Annotated in this window: 20 protein-coding genes; 9 read left to right on the top strand and 11 right to left on the bottom strand. The window is 55.3% G+C overall.

Annotated features, from left to right (window positions below):
- Window positions 1-98: 98 nt before the first annotated feature.
- On the top strand, window positions 99-1,034 hold the full coding sequence (ttcA, locus tag UTO39_RS02230; protein ID WP_266177929.1) for a tRNA 2-thiocytidine(32) synthetase TtcA: 936 nt from the start codon (window positions 99-101) through the stop codon (window positions 1,032-1,034).
- Between the two features lie 42 nt (window positions 1,035-1,076).
- On the opposite strand, the gene dbpA is transcribed toward ttcA, so the two are convergent.
- The 4 genes from dbpA to UTO39_RS02210 all read right to left on the bottom strand — a co-directional run bounded on the left by dbpA (window position 1,077) and on the right by UTO39_RS02210 (window position 5,214).
- Complete coding sequence (dbpA, locus tag UTO39_RS02225) at window positions 1,077-2,450, bottom strand: ATP-dependent RNA helicase DbpA (protein WP_320726330.1); 1,374 nt, start codon at window positions 2,448-2,450, stop codon at window positions 1,077-1,079.
- Between the two features lie 27 nt (window positions 2,451-2,477).
- Window positions 2,478-2,642, bottom strand: coding sequence for a hypothetical protein (locus UTO39_RS02220; RefSeq protein ID WP_306464030.1), 165 nt, complete (start codon window positions 2,640-2,642; stop codon window positions 2,478-2,480).
- Window positions 2,643-2,933: 291 nt separating this feature from the next.
- On the bottom strand, window positions 2,934-3,917 hold the full coding sequence (zntB, locus tag UTO39_RS02215; protein WP_151413668.1) for a zinc transporter ZntB: 984 nt from the start codon (window positions 3,915-3,917) through the stop codon (window positions 2,934-2,936).
- Window positions 3,918-4,071: 154 nt separating this feature from the next.
- Window positions 4,072-5,214, bottom strand: coding sequence for a methyl-accepting chemotaxis protein (locus UTO39_RS02210; RefSeq protein WP_320726329.1), 1,143 nt, complete (start codon window positions 5,212-5,214; stop codon window positions 4,072-4,074).
- Window positions 5,215-5,667: 453 nt separating this feature from the next.
- Between UTO39_RS02210 and UTO39_RS02205 the strand changes: the two genes are divergently transcribed.
- The 3 genes from UTO39_RS02205 (at window position 5,668) to UTO39_RS02195 (ending at window position 9,336) form a co-directional block, all read left to right on the top strand.
- On the top strand, window positions 5,668-7,797 hold the full coding sequence (locus UTO39_RS02205) for an EAL domain-containing protein (RefSeq protein ID WP_320726328.1): 2,130 nt from the start codon (window positions 5,668-5,670) through the stop codon (window positions 7,795-7,797).
- A gap of 92 nt (window positions 7,798-7,889) precedes the next feature.
- Window positions 7,890-9,122: a sensor domain-containing diguanylate cyclase gene (locus tag UTO39_RS02200; RefSeq protein WP_320726327.1), complete on the top strand. Its 1,233-nt coding sequence runs from the start codon at window positions 7,890-7,892 to the stop codon at window positions 9,120-9,122.
- Window positions 9,123-9,195: 73 nt separating this feature from the next.
- Entirely contained in the window at window positions 9,196-9,336 is a 141-nt protein-coding gene (locus tag UTO39_RS02195) for an Ecr family regulatory small membrane protein (protein ID WP_061098040.1), read from the top strand.
- A 178-nt stretch (window positions 9,337-9,514) separates the two neighbouring features.
- On the opposite strand, the gene UTO39_RS02190 is transcribed toward UTO39_RS02195, so the two are convergent.
- A complete protein-coding gene (locus tag UTO39_RS02190) occupies window positions 9,515-10,414 on the bottom strand; it encodes a LysR family transcriptional regulator (protein ID WP_320726326.1) in 900 nt (299 codons plus the stop codon).
- A 141-nt stretch (window positions 10,415-10,555) separates the two neighbouring features.
- On the opposite strand from UTO39_RS02190, the gene UTO39_RS02185 reads away from it, so the two are divergent.
- Complete coding sequence (locus UTO39_RS02185) at window positions 10,556-11,542, top strand: aromatic alcohol reductase (RefSeq protein ID WP_320726325.1); 987 nt, start codon at window positions 10,556-10,558, stop codon at window positions 11,540-11,542.
- Here UTO39_RS02185 and UTO39_RS02180 read toward each other — a convergent pair.
- Entirely contained in the window at window positions 11,478-12,347 is an 870-nt protein-coding gene (locus tag UTO39_RS02180; RefSeq protein WP_253542173.1) for an AraC family transcriptional regulator, read from the bottom strand. The genes UTO39_RS02185 and UTO39_RS02180 overlap by 65 nt on opposite strands.
- 157 nt (window positions 12,348-12,504) lie before the next feature.
- Between UTO39_RS02180 and UTO39_RS02175 the strand changes: the two genes are divergently transcribed.
- Window positions 12,505-13,260, top strand: a complete 756-nt coding sequence (locus UTO39_RS02175) for an SDR family oxidoreductase (RefSeq protein WP_320726324.1) — start codon at window positions 12,505-12,507, stop codon at window positions 13,258-13,260.
- 97 nt (window positions 13,261-13,357) lie between these two features.
- Here UTO39_RS02175 and UTO39_RS02170 read toward each other — a convergent pair whose 3' ends face one another.
- Window positions 13,358-14,974, bottom strand: a complete 1,617-nt coding sequence (locus tag UTO39_RS02170) for a peptide ABC transporter substrate-binding protein (RefSeq protein WP_320726323.1) — start codon at window positions 14,972-14,974, stop codon at window positions 13,358-13,360.
- 185 nt (window positions 14,975-15,159) lie between these two features.
- On the opposite strand from UTO39_RS02170, the gene mpaA reads away from it, so the two are divergent.
- The gene (mpaA, locus tag UTO39_RS02165) at window positions 15,160-15,873 is read left to right on the top strand and encodes a murein tripeptide amidase MpaA (protein WP_320726322.1); all 714 of its coding nucleotides are present in this window, start codon (window positions 15,160-15,162) and stop codon (window positions 15,871-15,873) included.
- Here the strand turns inward: mpaA and ycjG are convergent.
- Window positions 15,864-16,829 (bottom strand): L-Ala-D/L-Glu epimerase, encoded by a 966-nt coding sequence (gene ycjG / locus UTO39_RS02160; protein ID WP_320726321.1) that lies wholly within the window; start codon window positions 16,827-16,829, stop codon window positions 15,864-15,866. The two genes, mpaA and ycjG, sit on opposite strands and share 10 nt — an antisense overlap.
- Window positions 16,830-16,937: 108 nt before the next feature.
- On the opposite strand from ycjG, the gene tpx reads away from it, so the two are divergent.
- Window positions 16,938-17,444: a thiol peroxidase gene (tpx, locus tag UTO39_RS02155; RefSeq protein WP_320726320.1), complete on the top strand. Its 507-nt coding sequence runs from the start codon at window positions 16,938-16,940 to the stop codon at window positions 17,442-17,444.
- Window positions 17,445-17,719: 275 nt separating this feature from the next.
- Window positions 17,720-18,928 (top strand): aldose 1-epimerase family protein, encoded by a 1,209-nt coding sequence (locus UTO39_RS02150; RefSeq protein ID WP_320726319.1) that lies wholly within the window; start codon window positions 17,720-17,722, stop codon window positions 18,926-18,928.
- A gap of 33 nt (window positions 18,929-18,961) precedes the next feature.
- On the opposite strand, the gene tyrR is transcribed toward UTO39_RS02150, so the two are convergent.
- The 3 genes from tyrR to UTO39_RS02135 all read right to left on the bottom strand — a co-directional run bounded on the left by tyrR (window position 18,962) and on the right by UTO39_RS02135 (window position 23,062).
- A complete protein-coding gene (tyrR, locus tag UTO39_RS02145; protein WP_320726318.1) occupies window positions 18,962-20,503 on the bottom strand; it encodes a transcriptional regulator TyrR in 1,542 nt (513 codons plus the stop codon).
- Window positions 20,504-20,615: 112 nt separating this feature from the next.
- A complete protein-coding gene (locus UTO39_RS02140) occupies window positions 20,616-21,668 on the bottom strand; it encodes a YcjF family protein (protein ID WP_320726317.1) in 1,053 nt (350 codons plus the stop codon).
- Window positions 21,665-23,062, bottom strand: coding sequence for a YcjX family protein (locus UTO39_RS02135; RefSeq protein WP_320726316.1), 1,398 nt, complete (start codon window positions 23,060-23,062; stop codon window positions 21,665-21,667). The genes UTO39_RS02140 and UTO39_RS02135 overlap by 4 nt, the downstream gene beginning before the upstream one ends.
- Between the last annotated feature and the right edge of the window lie 146 nt (window positions 23,063-23,208).

Below are 23,208 nucleotides of genomic sequence, written 5' to 3'. Positions count from 1 at the left end.
AATGAGCCAGGATCAGATCGTCATGCCGGATGTTCGGTCGTCGATTTAGAAAGAGGCCTACCCCTATGGTGCCCTGACGCCTCCCGAGACAAATAAAAATGCCAGAGAATCAATCGAGTACAAAGAAAGAGCAATACAACCTGAACAAACTGCAAAAGCGCCTGCGCCGTAATGTTGGCGAAGCCATTGCAGACTTCAACATGATTGAAGAAGGCGACCGCATCATGGTTTGCCTGTCAGGGGGTAAAGACAGCTATACCATGCTGGAGATCCTGCGAAATCTTCAGCAAAGCGCGCCGGTGAACTTTTCTCTGGTGGCGGTCAACCTTGACCAGAAACAGCCGGGCTTCCCGGAGCACATTCTGCCGGAATACCTGGAACAGCTGGGCGTTGAGTACAAAATCGTCGAAGAAAACACCTACGGCATTGTGAAAGAGAAGATTCCGGAAGGGAAAACCACCTGCTCGCTTTGCTCCCGTCTGCGCCGCGGCATTCTCTATCGTACCGCAACGGAGCTGGGCGCGACCAAAATCGCGCTGGGCCACCATCGCGACGATATCCTGCAAACGCTGTTCCTGAACATGTTCTACGGCGGCAAGATGAAAGGCATGCCGCCTAAGCTGATGAGCGATGACGGCAAGCACATTGTGATCCGCCCTCTTGCCTACTGCCGTGAAAAAGACATTGAGCGTTTTTCTCAGGCGAAAGGGTTCCCGATCATTCCATGCAACCTGTGCGGCTCTCAGCCGAACCTGCAGCGTCAGGTGATTGGCGACATGCTGCGCGACTGGGACAAACGTTATCCGGGCCGCATTGAGACCATGTTCAGCGCGATGCAGAACGTGGTTCCTTCCCACCTCGCAGACGTAGAGCTATTCGACTTCAAAGGGATCAATCACGGTTCGGAGGTGGTGAATGGTGGCGATCTGGCGTTTGACCGGGAAGAGATCCCTGTGCAGCCTGCGGGCTGGCAGCCGGAAGACGATGACAATCAGTTCGAAGAATTACGTCTGAACGTGCTTGAAGTGAAATAAGCGATGGGCGTCTCAGAAAGACCTTCTGAGACGCTTTATGCCCTATTTCAGCAAACGTACGCGGCAGGTTTTGCCTTTAATTTTGCCGTTTTGCAGCTGCTTCCACGCCTTATGGGCAACCGCATGGCGAACCGCCACATACACATGTGCCGGATGAACCGCAATTTTCCCGATATCCGCCCCTTCCAGCCCCACATCTCCGGTCAGTGCGCCCAGCACATCCCCCGGTCGCATCTTGGCCTTTTTGCCGCCATCAATGCACAGCGTCGCCATTTCGGCCTCCAGCGGCACGACCCTGACGCTGCCCGGCGCGTTCACCCAGTTCAGCTTGATCTGCAACATTTCTGAGAGAATATTGGCGCGCTGCGCCTCTTCCGGGGCGCAAAAGCTAATGGCCAGGCCGCTGTTTCCGGCGCGGGCAGTACGACCAATACGGTGAACGTGCACTTCGGGATCCCATGCCAGCTCATAGTTCACTACCAGTTCAAGGGATTTGATGTCCAGACCGCGCGCGGCCACGTCGGTCGCCACCAGCACGCGCGCGCTACCGTTAGCAAAGCGCACAAGCGTCTGATCGCGATCGCGCTGTTCTAAGTCGCCGTGCAGCGACAGCGCACTCTGCCCCGCCGCATTCAGGGCATCACAAACCGCCTGACAGTCTTTTTTGGTATTACAGAACACCACGCATGACGCAGGCTGGTGCTGGCTCAGCAGTTTCTGCAGGAGCGGGATTTTTCCCTGCTGCGAGGTTTCGAAGAACTGCTGTTCGATGGCAGGCAGAGCATCGACGCTGTCGATCTCAATGGTGAGCGGATTTCTCTGCACACGACCGCCGATCGCGGCGATGGCTTCAGGCCAGGTCGCAGAGAAAAGCAGCGTCTGACGATCGGCCGGCGCAAAGCGGATCACTTCATCAATGGCATCGCTGAAGCCCATATCCAGCATCCTATCCGCCTCGTCCATCACCAGCGTGCTTAATGCATCGAGCGAAACGGTGCCTTTTTGCAGGTGATCCAGCAGGCGGCCGGGCGTCGCGACAATAATGTGCGGCGCGTGCTGGAGCGAATCACGCTGTGCGCCAAACGGCTGCCCACCGCAGAGGGTTAAGATCTTGGTATTAGGCAGGAAGCGCGCCAGGCGGCGCAGCTCACCCGCGACCTGGTCTGCCAGCTCGCGGGTCGGGCACAGCACCAGTGACTGGGTCTGAAACAGCGACGCGTCAATATGCTGCAGCAGACCAAGACCGAAAGCGGCCGTTTTCCCACTGCCCGTTTTCGCCTGCACGCGCACGTCCCGGCCTTCAAGAATGGCGGGCAGCGCGGCCGCCTGAACAGGCGTCATCGTGAGGTATCCCAACTCGTTGAGGTTGTCGAGCTGGGCGGCAGGCAGAACATTCAGGGTAGAAAAAGCGGTCACAATAGTCTCTCGTGGTCATCTTTGCGGTCAGATGGCGCGTATCCTCGCAGATCTCGGGGTTCGATGCGACAATTTAATCGGTTCTTCGTCTGGCGGCGGGTCTGGCATCGGCTGCGGACGCGGAATGGGATCGGGCATCGGTACGGGATCGGTGGGGACAGGATCGGACTGACGCGAGTGTTGCAGTAGCAGAGCGAGTAGAATGCTCATCTTTCCCTCCAGGATTTGCTGTCGTCCCTTTTAGGGTAGACGCTGAGAAACAGGAGGCAAAAAAAAGCCGACTATAAAGTCGGCGTCGTACGAATCAATTGTGCTATGCAGTAATTCAAAAAAGGAAGTAAGACAATATGGAGCGCAACGCCCATCGCTTGACGTTGCATTCACCTGCGGGAGTAATATTGCACCTTACGGGGGTGATGTTTATTGACTTCGCTCAATTAAAAGAGCGTTTTAATCCCCGTAAAAGGTGAAAAAAACGTAAATTTACAGCCATTTACTACGATGCAACCACCATGCAACACCACCAATCAAAACAACTAACATGACGCAAAACGCGGTGAAGCCGTACCGATATTCGCCGCCGGGTATACCGCCCAGATTGACGCCAAAAAGCCCTGTCAGAAATGTGCTGGGTAAAAAGACCATCGCCATCAGGGACATCGTATAGGTTCTTCTCGCCAGCGACTCCTGCATCACCTGTGCGATTTCATCCGCCATCACCGCCGTTCGGGCGATGCAGGAATCAATCTCATCCAGCCCGCGCCCCAGCCTGTCAGCGATGTCCTGCATCCGGCGGCGCTGATCGTCATTCATCCAGCTGAGTCTTTCGCTGGCCAGACGGGCATACACATCCCGTTGTGGCGTCATATACCGACGCATCACGATCAGCTGCTTGCGCAATAGCGCCAGAAAACCGCGCGGTGGGATCTGCTGATCGAGCAGGTTATCTTCAAGGTCGATAATTTTATCGTGCAGCTCTTCGATAAATTCGCTCGCGTGATCGGTCAGGGCGTCACAGACGTCCACCAGCCAGCTGCCGCAGTCGACCGGCCCGGTCCCCTCTTTGAGGTCGTTCACAATATCGTCCAGCGCCAGAACCTTACGCTGACGTGTAGAAACAATCAGCCCATCGTCCATATAGACGCGCATCGCCACCAGCTGATCGGGACGTTCATCCGTGCTGCCGTTTATACAGCGCAGGGTGATAAGCGTCCCGTCACCCATCCTGCTTACGCGAGGCCGCAGGCTTTCCCCCGCCAGCGCATCTCGTACGTTGTTAGGCAGCAGCGGAGTCGAGGCCAGCCAGTCAGCGCTGTCCGGATGGGTATAGTTCAGATGTAGCCAGCAGGGATGCTCTTTATCAATGACATCATCATCTTCCAGCGGTCGGGCACCGCCGCGACCGTCCAGCACCCACGCAAAAACTGCGTCAGGAACGTTAAGTTCAGATCCTTTAATGCTCTCCACAGCGCCTCCCCTGTTTGGCTCTTTCGATGTCAGTCTAGCTTCCATCAGGGGTTAAGCAACAACTATGTCTCGCATCGCGCTGAAATCGCTCAGGAATTGTACACGCTGTGTTTCGAGAATAAAAAAGCCTGGCATGCCAGGCTTCAGGAAGCGGTCAGAGAGAGTGTTCGGGGCGCTGATGGAACGAGACGGGGCTGGCTACTGGTGACGGAGGATGCCCCTGGTCCAGCCTGAAATTTCGGGTCCGCGTCTGCAGTTCGATCACCTGATTGCGCAGCACATCAGAGGAGCCGTTGAGTTCCTCCGCCATCGCCACGTTGCTTTGCGTGACCCGCTCCAGTTCGGACAGCGCCAGCGTGATCTGGGAAATGCCCTTCTCCTGCTCTGCGGTCGAGGTAGAAATCTCATCCATTAACCGGCTGACGTTGCCGGAGCCGGTCACGATGTCACGCATATTCTTCTCCGCTTCCGACACAACGCTGGCCCCCTGGGTGACATTACTGCTGGTAACGTCAATCAGCGTTTTGATGTTTTTCGCCGCCTCCGCGCTGCGGTGCGCCAGATTTCGGACTTCCTCTGCGACCACGGAGAACCCTTTACCGTGATCGCCCGCCCGCGCAGCCTCGACGGCCGCGTTAAGCGCCAGAATATTCGTCTGGAATGCAATGCCGTCGATCAGCGAGATAATTTCCGTCATCTGCTGCGCGCACTCGGTAATGGATTGCATATTGCTGGCAACCTGTTCCATCAGATCGCCTCCCTTACGCGCCTGCACCGTCGCGGCATTTGCCTGCTCGCTCGCCAGCCGGGTGTTATCGGCATTGTTTCGGGTACTTGCCGCCATCTGCTCCATACTTGCCGCAGTTTGCACCAGAGAGGCAGACTGCTGCTCTGTTTTCACCGAGAGCTGAGCACTGCGGGAAGAGAGCTGATCCGACAAGGCCATGGCGTTTTGTGATGATGCCCTGATCTCGCGCACCAGCGTAGCGATGTTGCTGGAAAGGCTATTAATCCCGGGAATTAATCGCCCCGCGCAGTTATTGCCAAACTCGGGTATAGCGACGCCTAAGTTGCCTGCGGTCACTTCTTCAATACTTTTTTTCACAGTATTGATCGGCGTCACAAGAAATTTCGTCATATAACTCCAGAGCAAAAATAACGCAACGAAATTGACCAGATTAATCGAAATGAAAAGAGAAAGATTGCTGGAAAATAGAACAACGATACCTGCATTCACTAAAAAAAGGCACAGCAGGAACCAGGCAATGAAGGTCCTGACACTAATATTTCTTAGCATGATTTTACCCACAACATATATTTTGGTCGGCATTAAGATTTATAGCATTCACTTTTGCGTTTGTCCTCACATAATGCGCTGGTTTCTCGTTTCGCCGTTACCCACCCTGTATTTAGCTTAAGTCAGACAAAAAAGGTGTTTTAGTGGAAATGCCATGCCCCACATGCTGTATTGCTGGTCCAAACTTCCCTGAAGCGATACCATTATCTGCGGTAAAACGATTCATTTGCACACATATTTAAGACGCTTTGCTACAATCTATCGGCTATGTTTAGCCGTGCTTAATGCGTTAACAAAAAGAATATATTTTATATTTAGGGCAAGTTTGGCATTTTATATAAATGGTCATTTTTCACGATAAATAATTAATATGGTTTGAATGCGCATGTTCGTTGCCGGAAAAGACGTGCCGGCAGGCGAAATCGGTAACCCTCTCAGGCGTGGGATTGCATAATGCTCAATATATCGTGGGACCCTGTGTTGATCGCTGTCTCTTATGTGGTGGCATTTATCGCCTCCTTTGTGGCCCTGGACAGCGCCGGGAAAATTCCCCTTTCCAGCCGTAAAGCGGCTTTGTTCTGGCGCATCGCCGGCGGGGTTACGCTGGGCATCGGGATCTGGTCAATGCACTTCATCGGCATGCTGTCGATGCAAATGCCGATGATGATGAGCTATGACCTCTGGCTAACCCTTGCGTCTCTCGGCGTGGCGGTTGTTGCCTCCACGATAGCAATTAACATTGCCGTTACGGGCAAACACCTCTCGCTCTTTCGGCTGTTCTTCGCCACGGTCATCCTCAGCGCTGGCGTGGTCTCCATGCACTATATCGGGATGGCCGCTCTGATGCTGGAAGGAAGCATCCTCTGGGATCGGCGCACTGTGGGTTTGTCCGTGGTGATTGCCGTGGTCGCCTCCGGCGTGGCGCTGTGGCTGGCATTCCGCCTGCGGGATAAGCACAAAGGGGTCTTTGTTACGCGCATTCTCGCCGCGTTAGTCATGGGCGCCGCCATTTGCGCGATGCACTATACGGGCATGAGCGCCGCACATTTCCATGAGATGGCGCATACGCTCCCCGGCGGGGTCAGCGAGCTGGGTTTATCCATCTGGGTTTCCGTCACCACGCTCTCCCTGCTCGGCATGATGTTAATTATTTCGCTTATCGACTCGCACTGGCGGACCAGCCGGCTGACGGACAATTTGCGCCAGCTCAACCGTCAGCTTGAGCTCCAGGTTCGCTTTGACGCTCTCACCGGCCTCGCAAACCGCCAGCAGATGGATATCCGAATGCAGGATTGTCTGCACAGCGCCTTGTTGAGTAACAAACAATTTGCCGTGATTTTTCTGAATGTCGATCGCTTCAGACGCGTGAATGATACCTGGGGTCACAGCGTCGGCGATGAGTTATTGATTACCATCGCCCAGCGCATTACCTCCCGGCTTACCCGTGAGATGACGCTGGCCAGGCTGGGTGGGGATGCCTTTATCCTGCTGGTTCCCGAATGCGACGAAGAAAAGCTCACTACCCTGCTCACGACGCTGCTCGCGGATGTGCGCCGTCCGCTTTCGCTTTGCGGACATACGCTGAGTACCACCCTCAGCGCGGGCGTCAGCCTCTATCCTCAGGATGGCGAAACGCTGCAGGAACTGAAGTTTAAGGCGGATGCCGCCTTACAGCACGTTAAGCAAGACGGTCGTAACGGCTGGGCGGTTTACCGCCCTGAGATGTCAACGGCGGTTCCGGCGCAGCCGGGTTTTCTGCAGGAGCTTTCTCAGGCGCTGGAACGCGATCGGTTTGAACTGTGGTATCAGCCAACCTGGCATGCAGAAGATAAAACTATCCGCGGTTTTGAGGCTCTTCTGCGCTGGCGGCATCCGGAGCAAGGCATTTTGCTGCCAGGCCTGTTTTTACCCACCCTGGAACAAACGGGTTTGATTATTCCGGTTGGCAACTGGGCTATTGAAGCCGCGTGTCGGCAGCTTCATTTCTGGACTGAACAAGGCTTCAGCCAGTGGACGTTGTCGCTCAACTTATCCCCCGTTCAGTTCGAACAGCCGGATATCTTTCACATCGTATCGTCCATGCTGGAAAAATATAATCTGTCGCCGTCAAGGCTGATCCTGGAGGTAACGGAGAGTACCGCGCTAAAAAATCTCGACCGCAGCATCGAGTTGCTTAATGCCTTTAACCGTGCGGGGATCACCGTCTCTATTGATGATTTTGGCACGGGCTATTCCAACCTGCTGATGCTGAGCGTTCTTCCGGCAAAAGAGCTAAAAATAGACAAGAGCTTTGTGGCCTCCATGCTGGAAAATGAAAAAAGCCGCAGGCTGGTGGAAACTATTATTAATATCGCCCGCACCATGGAGATGACCGTCGTTGCCGAGGGGATCGAAACGGACGAACAGCAGGCAATACTGACCAGCCTCGGCTGTGACTATCTCCAGGGATACCTCTTCTCCCGCCCATTGCCCGCTGAGCAGGTTCCGTGGCTGCTGCTACAGAAAAACTCAGACAAACAAATTATACCCATGAGTAAAATTCAAACGGACCCCGCATTTATTTCACAAAAAAATCATGCCTGACGGGATTGAGTAGAGTATGTTTCAAGGAAGTACATGCGGGTCAGTTCTGCCATGATTGCCAGGCATATCGTGCCGATGAACAGGAACATACTATGTCGCAAAATAGTTTTGATGCGCTCAATGCAATTAAAACGCCCGTGTGGCTCATTTCTCCTGTCTCGGAACAGATTATTTTTGCCAATGTGGCCGCAGTACAGCTGACGGGTAATAAAACGCTGAATGACCTGCGTAAAGGTTCATTCTCTGCAAGCGCGCAAACCGTACTGTCGATGTATGTTCCCGAACTGAAAAACGATCACGATATTGTCGAGATCTGGACAATTAGCCGGGGTGGGCAGGACGCGCCGTTAAGCTGTCGTCTCTCACTCAGCCACGGCACGCCGCACGGCGATGTTATCGTTTTCGAAGGAATCTCTTCGCACGCCCCCTCAGGCCTGAAAGCCAGCCGTTCCGCAACCTATCAACGCAAAAAACAGGGGTTTTACGCACGCTTTTTCCTGACCAACAGCGCGCCGATGCTGCTCATCGATCCTGCCCGTGACGGGCAAATTGTCGATGCAAACCTGGCCGCGCTCGGCTTTTACGGTTATTCGCATGATGAGATGTGCCGGAAGCATACCTGGGAAATTAACACGCTTGGCAGAGGCGTCATGCCCATCATGACGGAGATCGCCGCGCTGCCCGGCGGGCATAAGCCGCTCAATTTTATTCACCGCCTTGCCGATGGCTCCACCCGCCACGTCCAGACCTACGCGGGGCCCATTGAGATTTACGGTGACAAACTGATGCTGTGCATAATCCATGATATTACTGAGCAAAAGAGGCTTGAGCAGGAGCTGGAAAATGCTGCATTACGTGACTCGATGACGGGGTTACTCAACCGACGCCAGTTTTATAACGTTATCGACCAAACCAACCTGAGCCACCTTTCCGCACAGCAGCAATTTAGCCTGCTGCTGGTGGATACGGATCATTTTAAAAACATCAATGACCTCTTCGGTCACCTGAAAGGTGATGAGGTGCTTATCGCCCTTTCCCGAACGCTGGAAGCCTGCTGCAGACAAGATGATCTGGTGTTCCGCTGGGGCGGTGAAGAGTTTGTCATCCTGTTGCCGCGCACGTCTCTCGAAACGGCTCTGAAGATTGCCGAATGCGTGCGTGCGGCGGTCGCCCATATTACCCTCCCAGGCTTGCCGCGCTTTACCGTCAGTATTGGCGTGGCGCGCCATGACCCGGAAGAGAGTATTGACGCGCTGTTTAAACGTGTCGACGATGCGCTCTATCGCGCCAAAAATGATGGACGTAATAAAGTCCTTGCGGCATGAAACTGGAGTATCGTGAAAAGCCCCGCTACAATGCCCAGCTTAAGTAAATAACGACGGGTGGGTTGTGGCAACAATGGGAAAGACAGAAATAATACTCACCTTAATTATTTTATTGCTTATAATATTTGGCTTATGGTTTATTTTCAGCGGTGAGATTTGGTATTTCGTTGAATATCTGGAAAACAGTCTCTACCCCACTTTTGACGCCCTGTAGCGCACGTTTAATTTATTGTTTCACCTACCGAATTTGTCAGGTATCTGCATTGCCCTCAGCCACGTAAGATACGCGGCGTTATCCTCCAACAATGTTGATAACGAATCACTAAATCATTTGCTTATTTCGCCCGTTCTCTGACGGGCTTTTTTTATTTCCGGCTATTAAGCAAAGAGCGTCAGTCGCCATGTTGGTGCAGCACCGCTCTGCTCCAGTCATAAAAGGCGCGTACCGAAGGCGGGAGATAGCGGTTTTGTGGATAGACAAGCGAAAGCGGTAAATCGAAAGAGAGGTTCTCCAAACAGCGAACCAACGCCCCGCTCTTCACATACGGCTCAGCCAGATAGCTGGCCACGCGAATTAATCCGAGCCCTTGAATGCCGGCCTGGATATAGGCGTCGGTATCATCGACGATCAGCGTCTCTTTCATGCGAATTGCACAATCGCCGTCATCACGCGTAAAAAACCAGTCGATAGTGCGCCCGGTACGGTGGTTCAGGTAGCCGACTGCGTAATGCTTTTCCAGTTGGTCGAGATTTTCCGGCTTACCACAGGCGGTTATATAGCCCGGAGAAGCCAGAACAACCCATCTGAAGTTCGCCAGAGGGCGCGCAACCAGCGTCGTTGAATCTTCGATCCTCCCGGTGCGGATCGCGCAGTCATACCCTTCCTGAATGATGTCCTCCACGCTATCGCTGGAACAGAGCATCAGTTCCAGCTCGGGAAACTGGCGGAGAAATTCCGGGAGGCTGGGAAGAATACAATGTCGGGCGAGAGACTGCGGCATCCCCACTTTAAAACGGCCTCTGGGCTGTGCCGATCTGCCGGGGAAAGAAGACTCCATTGTCGCAATATCCGCCAGCAGCCGTTTGCTCTCGTCATAGTAACGCCGGCCTTCTGCGGTCACGCTGAGTTTTCGGGTGGTGCGTTGTAAAAGCTGAATACCCAGGTATGTCTCCAGTTCCTTAACAACCCGCGATACGGTTGAGCGCGGTAGCCCCAGCACTTCTGCCGCCCTGGCGAAGCTATGGGTATCGACCACGCAAACGTATACCCGCATTGATTCCAGTTTATCCATATTCCCACCGCGCCTGAAAGATCAATTATCCCATTTATACGAACAGTCTAACCTATGCCTGTTGTCTTATCGAATGCAGCCATCTGACATAACCTTGCTCAAGTTGCAGTAGACAGGTGATTTAACAAAGAGAGGCTCAGCATGAAAGAACGTGATATCAAGACAGGCGAAAATGTATTAGTGCTTGGTGCAGGACAATTGGGCGCAGCCGTGCTGGAGTATCTGGTTCCGGCAGTCACGCAGCGCGACGGCGCTGTCTCCGTTATCGTTTCGCCCCGCTCCTGGGACAGCCGGGGCAAGCTTCAGTCCGAAACGCATCAAAAACTGGCTGATGCAGGGGCAGAATTTATCGCGGTCGATGTCGCCGACAGTTCCACTGAAACGTTAAAAACCCACTTTCTGGATTTTGATACCGTCATCAACTGCATGGGGTTTGTCGCCGGAGCAGGTACACAGCTCAAAATTACCCGTGCGGTACTGGAAGCAGGCGTAAGCCGCTATTTCCCCTGGCAGTTCGGCGTGAATTACGATGTGGTCGGCAAAGGGAGCGGTCAGCCCGTCTGGGACGAGCAGTATGATGTCAGGACGCTGTTGCGGGAACAGAACGCGACGGAATGGGTGATTGTTTCAACCGGTATGTTTACCAGCTTTCTCTTCGAGCCGGCGTTTAATGTGGTGAATTTATCCGAAAAAACCATTAATGCGCTTGGAGGATGGGACACGCAGGTCACCGTGACATCACCTGCAGATATTGGCCGACTCACCACCGAAATTTATTTGCATCAGCCGCGGATCGTAAATGAAGTGATATTTGTCGCGGGTGAAACAACCTCCTACGGAAAATTGGCCGAAACGGTTGAACGCACGACAAAACAAGCCTTTGACAAAAACGTATTGACGCTCCCGGATCTGCTGAATGCACTGCATTTAAATCCGGATGACCAGATGCTTCGCTATCGCGCGGCCTTCGCCCGAGAAGACGGCATGTGGTGGCCGATGAGTAACACCTGGAATGTTCAGAATAATATACCAACTCAAGATATTGAATCATGGCTTAAAACCGTTATGTCGCCATGCGTTTATCCCGCCCCGGCGGCGCGCCAAACATACGGGCATATTCGCGGGTAAACTGCGAAACACTGGCATAACCGACCGTATACGCCGCCTGCGCGATCCCTGCGCCATCGACAAGCATCAGGCGGCGGGCATGGATAAGGCGTAGCTGTTTCTGAAATTGCAGGGGCGAAATCGTGGTTATCGCGCGAAAATGCTGATGGAATACGGACACGCTCATGCCCGCCACCTCAGCAAGCTCGTCAACGCTTATCGTACGTGTAAATTCCTTACGCAACATTGCGACCACACGGCTAATTCGTCCAGAGTGGCTATCCGCCGCGCCCAGGGCGCGAATAGCAGGACCATGGACACTGCGAAGCAACCAGTAATGCAGCTCTCGCCGTAGCCCATCCCCAAGAACCGCCATCGCCTCCGGTTGTTCAAACAACCTTGCCAGCCGGTAAGCCGCGTCCGTCACGTCGGCGTTCATTGGCTCAACCCCAACGCAAGGCGCTCCCCCCTGCTTCGCTGGTACAGCATCCTGCAACTCACGCAGGATGGCGATATCCAGTTCCAGCACCAGTGAATAGTAGGGATGGCGAAGGCTGGCCTGGGTAATCTGACTGAGGGTCGGCACATCGGCGGCTATCACCATCGCCTCGCCGGGGCCATATTCAAAACTTTCCGTCCCCGTAGCGACGCGTTTTCGCCCCTGCAACAGCATCGCCATCAGCGGTCTGTTGATCGCCGCCTGCAGGTCGCCCGGATGCAAAGCCCGGATAATCGTCAACCCTGGAACCGGCGTTACGGCAACCCCGCTACGGTCGACGTGAGCATCGGCATACCGGCGGCAAAGATCGAACAGGAGATCGCGCATAGACACTCTTTCAGGCAAGTTTTTAAGCCATAGTATGCGGTCATTCTCAACAGAACAAACAATGAAAAGAGAAACAGGCAAAAGATAACCAGAATCAGGCAAAGTGAATTAGTGGCCTTCTCCTACTGTAAAAGCTCCACCAAACAGAGGATACACCATGAGTAAAATTGCACTTATCACCGGCGCCAATCGTGGTCTTGGCCGTAACACCGCCCTCTCTATCGCGCGTCAGGGTGGCGATGTTATCGTCGCTTACAGAGGAAACACCCCTCAGGCTGAAGCGGTTGTCGCGGAAATCCGCACCCTTGGTCGTAAGGCGATCGCACTTCAACTGGATGTGGCGCAGACGACGAGTTTTCCGGCATTTGCCGAAACCCTGCGTCAACAACTCGCCGAAGTCTGGCAGCGCGACACCTTCGACCACCTGGTAAATAACGCAGGTCATGGCGAGTTTGCCGGGGTGGCCGAGACCACCGAAGCGCAGTTCGACGGGCTATTCAATGTCCATGTCAAAGGGATATTTTTCCTGGTTCAGACCCTTTTACCCCTGCTGGTGGACAGCGGGCGCATCATCAACTTCTCGTCCGGCCTGACCCGGGTATCGTACCCTGGGTTCTCCGCTTACGCGGCGGCAAAAGCGGCGGTGGAAATGCTCAGCGTCTATCTGGCACGCGAATTGGGCCCGCGCGGCATCACCGTCAATACCATCGCGCCAGGCGCCATTGAAACCGATTTTGGCGGCGGCCTGGTTCGCGACAACGCAGATGTCAACACGCAGTTTGCCGCGATGACCGCGCTCGGGCGGGTCGGCGTTCCCGACGATATCGGCCCGATGGTCGCCAGCCTGCTGCGTGATGATAACCGCTGGGTAACCGCACAGCGCATTGAAGTGTCGGGCGGGCAAACCATCTGAATACGCCAAAAATACCGTCAGAAAAGTGATGCTTTCTGCTGTGGCGGGTGATGGTCAGAAAAGAGTAACTGGCGCCGCAAGCCGCGCCAGTACTTGATTAGTGCTTCTCAATATACATCGTCCGGCTATACGCCACGTCTTCCGGGTTATTGATCGGGTAGCCCTTCACCCAGGGCTTAATCAGGCGACCGTTGGTGTACTGATAAATTGGTGCGATGGGCGCCTTCTCCATGAGGATTTTCTCCGCCATGTTGTAGTCCGCATTGCGCGCCTTCGCCGTTGTTTCCAGCGTCGCCTGCTGGACGATCTTATCGTAGGCAGGGTCATTAAAGCGGGAGATATTGCCGCTGTGGGTGGAGGTCAGCAATGACAGGAAGGTTGATGGCTCGTTGTAATCGCCCACCCATGAGGCGCGGATCACGTCAAAGTTGCCGGTGTTACGGCTATCAATGTAGGTTTTCCACTCCTGGTTTTGCAGTTTGACATCCACACCAAGATTTTTCTTCCACATGGAGGCCACCGCAATCGCGATTTTCTGGTGATTTTCCGAGGTGTTGTACAGCAGGTTAAGCTTCAGCGGACGCTGAGGGCCATAGCCTGCGGCCTGCAGCAAGGTTTTGGCCTGGGCGTTCAGCTCCTGCTGCGACATCTGCTCAAACGGCGAGGCGTCCGGGGTGAACCCTGCCGTCACGTCAGGGGTGAAGTGCCAGGCCGGCTTCTCACCCGTCCCTAACACCTTTTCCGCCATGATACGACGGTCGATGCTCATACTCAGCGCCAGACGAACCCGTGCATCCGCCGTCGGGCCTTTTTGGGTGTTAAAGGCATAATAATACGTGCCCAGCTGAGGCGGCGTATAAACCTGTCCCGGAATGTCCTTCAGGAGCTTCTGATACATGTTTTTTGGGAACGATTCGGTAATATCGATATCCCCCGCCAGATAGCGTTTGGTGGCCGACGATTCCTGATTAATCGGCACGAAGGTCACCTTCTGCAGGACCGTTTTGGCATTGTCCCAGTAGTGCGTATTGGGCACCACAACCAGTTTTTCATTCACCACGCGGTCCTTCAGAACGTAAGCGCCGTTCCCCACCAGCGCGCCAGGCCGCGTCCACTCTTTACCGCTTTCGACGTTAGCTTTTTGTACTGGATAGAAGGCAAAGTTCGCCGTCAGGTTGCTGAACCACGGCAGCGGTTTGTCCAGCTGGACGCGTAACGTCCTGGCATCCACCGCCGTCACTCCCAGCGTATCGGGCGCGGCTTTGCCGTCAATAATGGCCTGCGCGTTATTGATTCCCGCCAGCGCGGCAAACCAGGCAAACGGAGAGGTTGTTTTCGGGTCAACCAGACGCTGCCAGCTGTAGACAAAATCCTGGGCGGTGACGGGGGAACCGTCGGACCATTTCGCGTCATCGCGTAAGGTAAACGTCCAGACGCGGTTATCATTGCTCTGCCAGCGTGTCGCTACGCCCGGCGTCAGCTCCCCTTTCTCATTCTGATTAACCAGACCTTCGAAGAGATCGCGAATGACCTGAATCTCGGGTAACCCCACGGCTTTCGCCGGGTCCAGCGAAGCCGGCTCGTCTTTAATATGCCTGACCAGCTCCTGTTTTTGCGCCAGCGCAGTGCCCTGCGGCACGTCAGCTGCGAAAGAAAGTGAAGAGAGCCCGCACAGGCACAGTGCGGCAAAAAGACGCGAAACAGGATGCTTCATAAGATCCCCTTTAATGAATTCAGGTATTAAGCAGATGCGTAATTATTTGTTTCGACAAAGAGAAATGCAAATAACTTACGCCTGAATAGTGATTTAAGGCAATTCTTAGCCATTACGGAAACTATTTGATTAACAGCGTGTTTTGCACAACACTGCCAGTAGTGACTTCTTTATCAGGATTTCGTATGGCAACCACCCGACCGAGAGCGGAACGCGGCGCCTTTCCGCCGGGCGCTGAGCAATATGGCCGTTCATTTTTAGGCGCATCGCTGATCTGGTTTCCCGCCCCCGACGCAGACCGCGAAAGCGGCTTGATTCTTGCCGGCACGCACGGGGATGAGAACTCCTCCATCGTGACGCTTTCCTGCGCGCTGCGGACGCTGACGCCTTCATTGCGACGTCATCACGTGATTCTGGCGGTTAACCCGGACGGCTGTCAGCTGGGGCTTCGCGCCAACGCGCGAGGCGTTGACTTAAACCGTAATTTTCCGGCAGCAAACTGGCGCGCCGGGGAAACGGTGTATCGCTGGAACAGCTCCGCTGAGGAGCGAGATGTGGTTCTGCTGACGGGAGATAAGCCGGGCTCAGAGCCGGAAACCCAGGCGCTGTGCCAGCTTATCCATAAGATCCACCCCGCGTGGGTAGTTTCCTTCCACGATCCGCTGGCCTGCATTGAAGATCCGCGCCACTCCGAGCTCGGCGCGTGGCTGGCAGACGCGTTCGCCCTGCCGCTCGTGACCAGCGTGGGCTATGAAACGCCAGGCTCGTTCGGTAGCTGGTGCGCCGATTTGAGCCTGCCCTGTATTACCGCTGAATTCCCGGCGATCTCGTCCGATGAAGCCAGCGAAAAATACTTAAAAGCCATGGTGGAGCTTTTGCGCTGGCAGCCTCAGAGATGAAGCACGCCGCTGGTAAAATGGAGCGCGGGTGAGACGTCAACCGCCAGCCACGTCGGGCCGTCCAGATCGGCGAAACGGACCTGATTGACCAGCGGTAGCGCCGCGCCGATTGCCCGGGACGTACAGAGCATACAGCCCAGCATCAGTGAAAAACCCTGCGCCCGGGCTTCTTCCGCCAGGGCCAGCGCCTCTGTCAGCCCGCCGGTCTTGTCGAGCTTAATGTTAATAATCTCGTAGCGGCCCTGCAGCTCGCTTAAGCTCGCGCGGGTGTGGCAGCTTTCATCGGCACAAACGGGCAACGGATGGATAAAGTTCTTCAGCGCCGCGTCATCTTTTGCGGGCAGAGGCTGCTCCAGCATGGCCACCCCCAGGTCGGCCAGCAGCTGACAGCGGGCGGCCAGCCCTTCTGGATGCCATGATTCATTGGCATCAACTATCAGCGTGGCTGCGGGCACCGCCGCGCGGATGGCGACCATCCGCTCGCTAATCAGACGATCGTCGAGCTTCACCTTCAGCAGCCGGGCCCCGGCGTCATAAAGCGCTTTGGCGCTGGCGGCCATCTGTTCCGGCTCGCCAATCACTACCGTTTGCGCGGTAGCCACCGATTCCGGCAGCGCCACGCCCAGCAATGCTGTCAGTGGTTGTTGCCGCTTCGCCGCCTCCAGGCTCCAGAGCGCGCTATCAATGGCGTTGCGTGCGGCCCCGGCGGGCAAACGCTGCTGTAATGCCTCACGCGTGAGCCCGGTTTGCAGGTCTGGCACCAGCCTCATGATATACGCCATCACCGACGCAAGGCTTTCACCATAGCGCGGGTAAGGCGTGCACTCCCCTACGCCTTTAAAACCGTCCTCTTCGATTTCAACGACCACCACGCTGGCTTCACTTCGGCTGCCGCGAGAGATCACAAACGGGGTATGCAATGGCCAGGCTTCTTCATAGACCTTAACGCTTCTCATCACTGACTCCTTGCGGCCCGGAAAGGCGAAAAAATTTGGTTTGCCGTGTTATCCGCGGATGGCATACACTAGCCGCGACGTTAACTATATGTAAACAGGAAGATATCTATGTCACAACTCGTTCATTTCCAGGGCAACCCGGTTGCTGTTGCAGGTTCCATTCCGCAGGCTGGCAGCAAAGCGCAGGCTTTCACTCTGGTGGCTAAAGATCTGTCTGACGTCACACTGGCTCAGTTTGCGGGTAAACGCAAAGTGCTGAACATTTTCCCGAGCATTGATACCGGCGTTTGCGCCGCATCCGTGCGTAAGTTCAACCAGCTGGCAACTGAAGTGGACAACACCGTTGTGCTGTGCATTTCTGCTGACCTGCCGTTCGCCCAGTCTCGCTTCTGCGGCGCTGAAGGCCTGAGCAACGTTATCACCCTCTCCACCCTGCGCAGCCCGGATTTCCTCGAGAACTACGGCGTCAGCATCGCCGAAGGCCCTCTGAAAGGCCTGGCAGCACGCGCGGTACTGGTTCTGGATGAAAACGACACTGTCGTATTCAGCGAACTGGTTAATGAAATCACTACCGAGCCGGATTACACCGCCGCGCTGGAAAAGCTGAAAGCATAATCATTACTTAGCATTCTATACCGCTTTTTCAAAACCTCGCTATGGCGGGGTTTTTTATTAATTACTAGCTGAATCGTTAAAGCATTAATGAGCTTGAGTCACAATATTTATGCAATCTAATTTTGATAATTCAGCTAAATAGCGATCAAACCCGCATATTGATCGTTTAATAGCCCCGTATTTACCCTCAGTGAGGCACATCACATTTCCCTTACCGCCAAAACATTAGATTTGCTTACGAAGTTAAATAATCGTTTCAGCAAAAAGGGATAAATATGAAAATAAAACTGGCTTTAACGCTCCTTTCGGTACTGGTTTCGGGCCATGCCGCAGCAAAAACCTGGGTGCTGACAAGCGCTGAAAGCAGCGTGGAAAAAGGAAACTGGAAGATTTCCAGCGATGAGCTGAAAATTAACGATCGAACGTTCAGCATTGAGCAAAAAGTGTTGCACGGCGGCAGGCAGGAAGGCAGTAAAGTCATCGTCATTAACAGTACAAACGGCCTGACCATCACCTTAAGCCCGACGCGCGGGATGAACCTTCTGCATGTGGAAGGCTTTGGCACCAGATTGGGCTGGAACTCGCCCGTTAAAGAGGTCGTTAACCCGGCGTATATTAATCTGGAAAGCCGAAACGGCCTTGGCTGGCTGGAAGGTTTCAACGAGATGATGGTCCGCTGTGGCTACGAATGGACGGGGCACCCGGTCACCGCTGACGGCCAGATTTATACCCTGCACGGCAAGGCGGGGAATACGCCCGCATCCCAGGTGGAAGTGGAAGTTGCGGATGCCGCCCCGCATGAAATTCGTATTCGCGGTTTAATCAAAGAGAGCACGTTTAAAAAAGCGGATCTGCAAACCATGACCGAACTGCGTTACGTTCCGGGAACCAACCAGTTCAGCCTGCATGACGTTCTGACGAACCACGCCGATTACCCTCATGATTACCAAATCATCTATCACAGCAACTTCGGCGCACCTGTCCTCGAAGAAGGCGCGCGCTTCCTTGCCCCGGCGGCAAGCGTGAGCCCGTTCAATGATTACGCCAAAGCGGGCGTTAACGACTGGCAAACCTACGCCGGACCGACAAAAGGCTTTGATGAGATGGTCTTTAACATCAAACCGCTCGCGGACAGTAACCACGAAACCCTCGCGGCGGTGGTGAATAAAGCCGGTGACAAAGGCGCGTCGATTCAGTTTGATACCCGCCAGCTGCCCGTGCTGACCCTGTGGAAAAATACCGATACGCCAAAACAGGGCTATGTCACGGGGATTGAGCCGGGCACCAGCTACGCCTACCCCGTTACCATTGAACGCGAGCAGAAGCGGGTTAAGCAGCTGCAGCCAGGCGCCAGCGCGCAGTTTGATCTGACCTATACCCTGCTACACAGCGCGCAGCAGGTGAAGGATGTCGAAAGCAGGATTGCGTCGATACAGGGAGAGACAAAAACAGAGATCGTGACTACGCCGCTGGCAAAGGAATAAGCATCAAAAAAGCCTCTTTACAGAGGCTTTTTGTTATTCGTCACCTTTCTTATGATTCAACCCATATTCACGTAGCTTATTTGCAATCGCGGTATGCGAGACGCCAAGGCGTTTTGCCAGTTTGCGGGTGCTGGGATAGCTGCGGTACAGCTGCGTCAGCACGGAGCGCTCGAAGCGGCTGGTGATGTCATCCAGCGAGCCTTCCATCGCCTCTTCGCCTACCGATACCGTCCCGGCGTCGTAATCCGGCAACAGAATGTACTGAGGGCGCAGTTCATAGCCTTCCAGCTGGGTCAGCGCGCGATAAACGGCGTTTTTAAGCTGACGGATGTTGCCCGGCCAGCCGTAACGCATTAACACCGTGCCCAGATCGGCAGACAGCTTCGGACGCGGAACGCCCTGCTCGTCGGCAAAGCGGGCCACAAACAGCTCCGTTAGCGGCATGATGTCCTGCGGACAGTCGCGCAGCGGTGGAATGTTCAGCGTCAGGACGTTGAGGCGGTAATAGAGGTCCTCGCGAAAAATCCCCTTTTGCACCAGCTCCACCAGGTTTTTCTGGGTGGCGCAAATGACGCGCACGTCCACATGCACCTCATGATCCTCGCCGACGCGGCGGAAGGTGCCGTCGTTCAGGAAACGCAGCAGCTTAGCCTGCATACGCGGCGACATTTCGCCGATCTCGTCCAGCAGCACGGAGCCGCCGTTGGCCTGCTCGAAGAACCCTTTCTTGCCTTCCGGCGCGTGTCCAAACAGCTCGCTTTCGACGGCATCTTCCGGAATAGAGGCGCAGTTAAGCGCCAGATACGGTTTTGCTGCACGCGGGCTTGCCAGATGCACGGCGTGCGCCAGCAGATCCTTCCCGGTGCCGGTATCGCCGGTAATCAACAGCGGCGCGGTCAGGCTGGCAAGCTTGCGCGCCTGGTCAACCACGTGGCGCATTTTCGGGCTGACGGCAATAATCTGGCTGAATGCGCCTACGTCCTGGCTGGAGAGGTTTTGCAGCTGGCGCCCCATGCGTAGCGTCGAGCGCAGCATGATCACCGCCCCGGTCAATACGCGAGCATTTCCCTCTCCTTTCAGATAGACCGGCGTGATCTCCATCAGGAAATTCTGCCCGTTAATCACCACGTGCTCGCTGTGCGTGTTCTGCGGGTTGCTGTCCAGCCAGCGCTGGAAGTTAAAACCGGGGATCAGCTGCGCGGCGTGGTGGTTGCTGAGCTTCTCCTGGCTCTGTGCGAAAAGCTGGCAGCTCGCGTGGTTAACGCGCTCGACTTTACTTTTCAGATCAAGAGAGAGAAACGGTTCGGGCATCGCTTCAAGCAGTGCGCTCAGGGCGAGGTGCTCGCGCTCGGAGGGCATCCAGGGGATGGTGCGTACATCCGTAACGCCAGCGATACGGCGGATTTCCGCCATCAGGCTGCTGAAGGTATTAAATTCAATTTCGGCAAAATTGAGGTAAATTCGCCCGACAGGATCGATCTCAATGCCACGTAAATCTATGCTACGTAAAACAAGAAGATCGAGTAATTCGCGGGTCAGACCGAGACGGTCTTCACAGAAGACTTCAAGACGCATGGGAAATTCACCGTTTTAAGCCAATAACGTTAAAATGATATGTCAGAACACGGTGAACCGGAAGATGGCTGTCAACAAATATTGACAGCCAGCACGATTAATGAACAAAGCCTCACGGAGCCGGTTTTTTATTGAGCGTCTCTTTCAGCTGACCGATCAGTTCACGCCTGAAATCCCCCAGCCGCGGCTTATCGCCATCAATCCACGGCAGCGGACGGCACACTTCCATCGCTTTGATACCCAAACGCGCCGTCAGTAAGCCCGCACCGATGCCCTGGGCTGCACGGGCTGAAAGACGCGCCGCCAGATCCTGCGACATCCAGTCCATTCCCACTTCGCGCACCAGCTCGCTCGCGCCCGCAAACGCGATATTGAGCAGGACCAGTTTGAACAGCCTGAGCCGGCTGTAGTAGCCCAGCTCTATGCCGTAAAGGTTCGCGATACGGTTGATGAGGCGCAGGTTACGCCAGGCGATAAAGGCCATATCCACCAGCGCCAGCGGGCTGACGGCAATCATCAGCGTGGATTCCGCCGCCGAGCGGCTAATCTCGCGTCGCGCCTGCGCGTCCAGCACCGGCTGAACCATATGGGAATAGAGCGTGACCACCTCCCGGTCGTTCTGGGTTTCATGGATGGCGGCATACCAGCGCTGAAGCGCCGGATGCGACTGATCGATACCGGCCTGGCTGGCCAGTTTTTCACAGAAGGCGCGGCCTTTACCGGTGCCGTGGCTGTGGAGAAGATCTCGCGCTTCATCACGCTCGTGCGCGCGCTGTCGCAAACGCCAGAGGCGGCGCCACTCGGTGGCAACCGATCCGACGCCCGCCCCCACGATGAGCGCGCCCGCGGCACAACCGCCCAGCGCGACCCAGTCCTGGGTTTGCCAGGCGTTCATCGCCCACTGTACGCCCTGCCCGACCACACTTACGCCAAACAGCGCCAGACCGGCAGTGACCATCTTGCGCCACAGGCTGCGTTTAGGACGCAGAGCGGCTTCCACGACCGCCTCCGCCGGACCGTCCTCGACGGCGGGATCGTCCGGCAGCGCAGGGGCAAAGTTCTCCGCCTGCACGCCGCTGAACGTCTGCGCCGTTTTAAAGGCGTCCTGACGCTCGGGCTCAAGCGTTCCGGTAAAGTCTATGCGCGGTTTTAACGGTTCCGTCATCGCAATTTATCTCCAATCAAAAACTCCAGCGCCGCATCCAGACGGATGTGCGGTAACGGCCTGTCGACGCTCAGAGGCTGAGGGCGGAAGGCTTCAAACTGGAAGCCCTGGCTCTGCCAGAAGGCCTGACCCGGCAGCCGCGCGGGGACTTCGCCGGGATAGACGGTAAGCGGCTCGCCGTCACTGAGTCGATTCCCGCGTAATGCCGGTATTTTCTCGCCGTTAAGGTCAATCAGGCCGCTTTGGGTCGCCTGCACCGATGCGAGCCCAAGACAATCCATACTGATGCCTTCAAACGCGGCGTTTTGCCAGGCGTCCTGCACCAGCTGCTGCAGCAGAGAAACCATGTTGGCGTGCTGATCGACCGTGACGTGATCGGCCTTTGTTGCTGCAAACAGCAGCTTGTCGATCACCGGCGAAAACAGGCGACGGAACAGCGTCCGCTGCCCGTAGTGGAAACTCTGCATCAGCTGCGTCAGCGCGAGGCGCATATCGTTAAATGCCTGCGGCCCGCTGTTGAGCGGCTGCAGGCAATCCACCAGCACAATCTGGCGGTCGAAACGTAAAAAGTGGTTTTTATAAAAACCTTTGACCACCTTTTCACAGTAGTAATTGTAACGCTCGCGCAGCATGCCGGCGTTAGTGTGTTTGTCGGCCTGCGCCAGCTTCGACTCGCCTGCGCCGTCCACGTCCGGCCACGGGAAGAACTGCAGCGCGGGCGCGCCTGCTAAGTCACCCGGCAAGACAAAACGGCCCGGCTGGATGAAGTGCAGCCCTTCCTGTTTGCACTGATGAAGATAGGCCGTCCAGGCTTCAGCAATGGTCGCCAGACGGTTTTCATCCGCAGGCGCCAGGGGATCTAGGCCTTCGCACAGCTGTCGCCACTTCGTCGACCACTCTGCGCGTTGTCCCTGCAACAAGCCCGTCATCTGACGGGACCAGCTGAGGTAGTCCTGCGCCAGCATCGGCAGGTCGAGCAGCCATTCGCCGGGATAATCGACGATTTCCAGATACAGGGTGGAGGTATCCTTAAAGTGACGTATCAGCGATTCATTAGAGCGAAAGCGCAGCGCAAGGCGAATTTCGCTGACGCCTCGCGTTGGCGTCGGCCACGCGGGCGGATCGCCATAAAGCTGCGCCAGCCCTTCGTCGTAGGTAAAACGCGGTATGCCAAAATCACGCTGAGGAACGCGCTTAACGCCCAGCAGACGCTCTTCGCGCACGGCGCTGAGCAACGGCAGGCGCGCGCCGGCGTGCAGGTTCAGCAACTGGTTTACCATCGCGGTGATGAACGCCGTCTTACCGCTGCGGCTCAGGCCGGTGACGGCCAGACGCAAATGTCGATCAACGCCGCGGTTCACCAGTGAATTGAGTTCGTTCTTAAATCGCTTCATCGCCATCCTTCATTGCCCGGAAGCCTGGAATGTATGGCTTCAGAATACAATAAATGGGGGCAGATCGTTGATTATCAATTCTTATTTATTGCTATTGCCGTTTTCTCTCCAGTAAGATGAACGACATTGCTGTCAGTCCGGAGTGA

Origin of the sequence: Enterobacter sp. 118C5, from assembly GCF_034107645.1 — a bacterium.
Classification (GTDB): Bacteria; Pseudomonadota; Gammaproteobacteria; order Enterobacterales; family Enterobacteriaceae; genus Enterobacter; species Enterobacter nematophilus.
This window is presented reverse-complemented; position numbering and strand designations above follow the sequence as displayed.

Bases quoted from the DNA above. Each gene is read 5' to 3' on its own strand.
- UTO39_RS02140 (WP_320726317.1), bottom strand. From the start codon at position 21,668: ATGACGGAACCGTTAAAACCGCGCATAGACTTTACCGGAACGCTTGAG.
- UTO39_RS02205 (WP_320726328.1), top strand. From the start codon at position 5,668: ATGCTCAATATATCGTGGGACCCTGTGTTGATCGCTGTCTCTTATGTG.
- tpx (WP_320726320.1), top strand. From the start codon at position 16,938: ATGTCACAACTCGTTCATTTCCAGGGCAACCCGGTTGCTGTTGCAGGT.
- UTO39_RS02190 (WP_320726326.1), bottom strand. From the start codon at position 10,414: ATGGATAAACTGGAATCAATGCGGGTATACGTTTGCGTGGTCGATACC.
- ycjG (WP_320726321.1), bottom strand. From the start codon at position 16,829: ATGAGAAGCGTTAAGGTCTATGAAGAAGCCTGGCCATTGCATACCCCG.
- UTO39_RS02200 (WP_320726327.1), top strand. From the start codon at position 7,890: ATGTCGCAAAATAGTTTTGATGCGCTCAATGCAATTAAAACGCCCGTG.
- UTO39_RS02195 (WP_061098040.1), top strand. From the start codon at position 9,196: ATGGGAAAGACAGAAATAATACTCACCTTAATTATTTTATTGCTTATA.
- UTO39_RS02210 (WP_320726329.1), bottom strand. From the start codon at position 5,214: ATGCTAAGAAATATTAGTGTCAGGACCTTCATTGCCTGGTTCCTGCTG.
- UTO39_RS02170 (WP_320726323.1), bottom strand. From the start codon at position 14,974: ATGAAGCATCCTGTTTCGCGTCTTTTTGCCGCACTGTGCCTGTGCGGG.
- UTO39_RS02150 (WP_320726319.1), top strand. From the start codon at position 17,720: ATGAAAATAAAACTGGCTTTAACGCTCCTTTCGGTACTGGTTTCGGGC.
- UTO39_RS02185 (WP_320726325.1), top strand. From the start codon at position 10,556: ATGAAAGAACGTGATATCAAGACAGGCGAAAATGTATTAGTGCTTGGT.
- UTO39_RS02180 (WP_253542173.1), bottom strand. From the start codon at position 12,347: ATGCGCGATCTCCTGTTCGATCTTTGCCGCCGGTATGCCGATGCTCAC.
- ttcA (WP_266177929.1), top strand. From the start codon at position 99: ATGCCAGAGAATCAATCGAGTACAAAGAAAGAGCAATACAACCTGAAC.
- UTO39_RS02175 (WP_320726324.1), top strand. From the start codon at position 12,505: ATGAGTAAAATTGCACTTATCACCGGCGCCAATCGTGGTCTTGGCCGT.
- mpaA (WP_320726322.1), top strand. From the start codon at position 15,160: ATGGCAACCACCCGACCGAGAGCGGAACGCGGCGCCTTTCCGCCGGGC.
- UTO39_RS02135 (WP_320726316.1), bottom strand. From the start codon at position 23,062: ATGAAGCGATTTAAGAACGAACTCAATTCACTGGTGAACCGCGGCGTT.
- tyrR (WP_320726318.1), bottom strand. From the start codon at position 20,503: ATGCGTCTTGAAGTCTTCTGTGAAGACCGTCTCGGTCTGACCCGCGAA.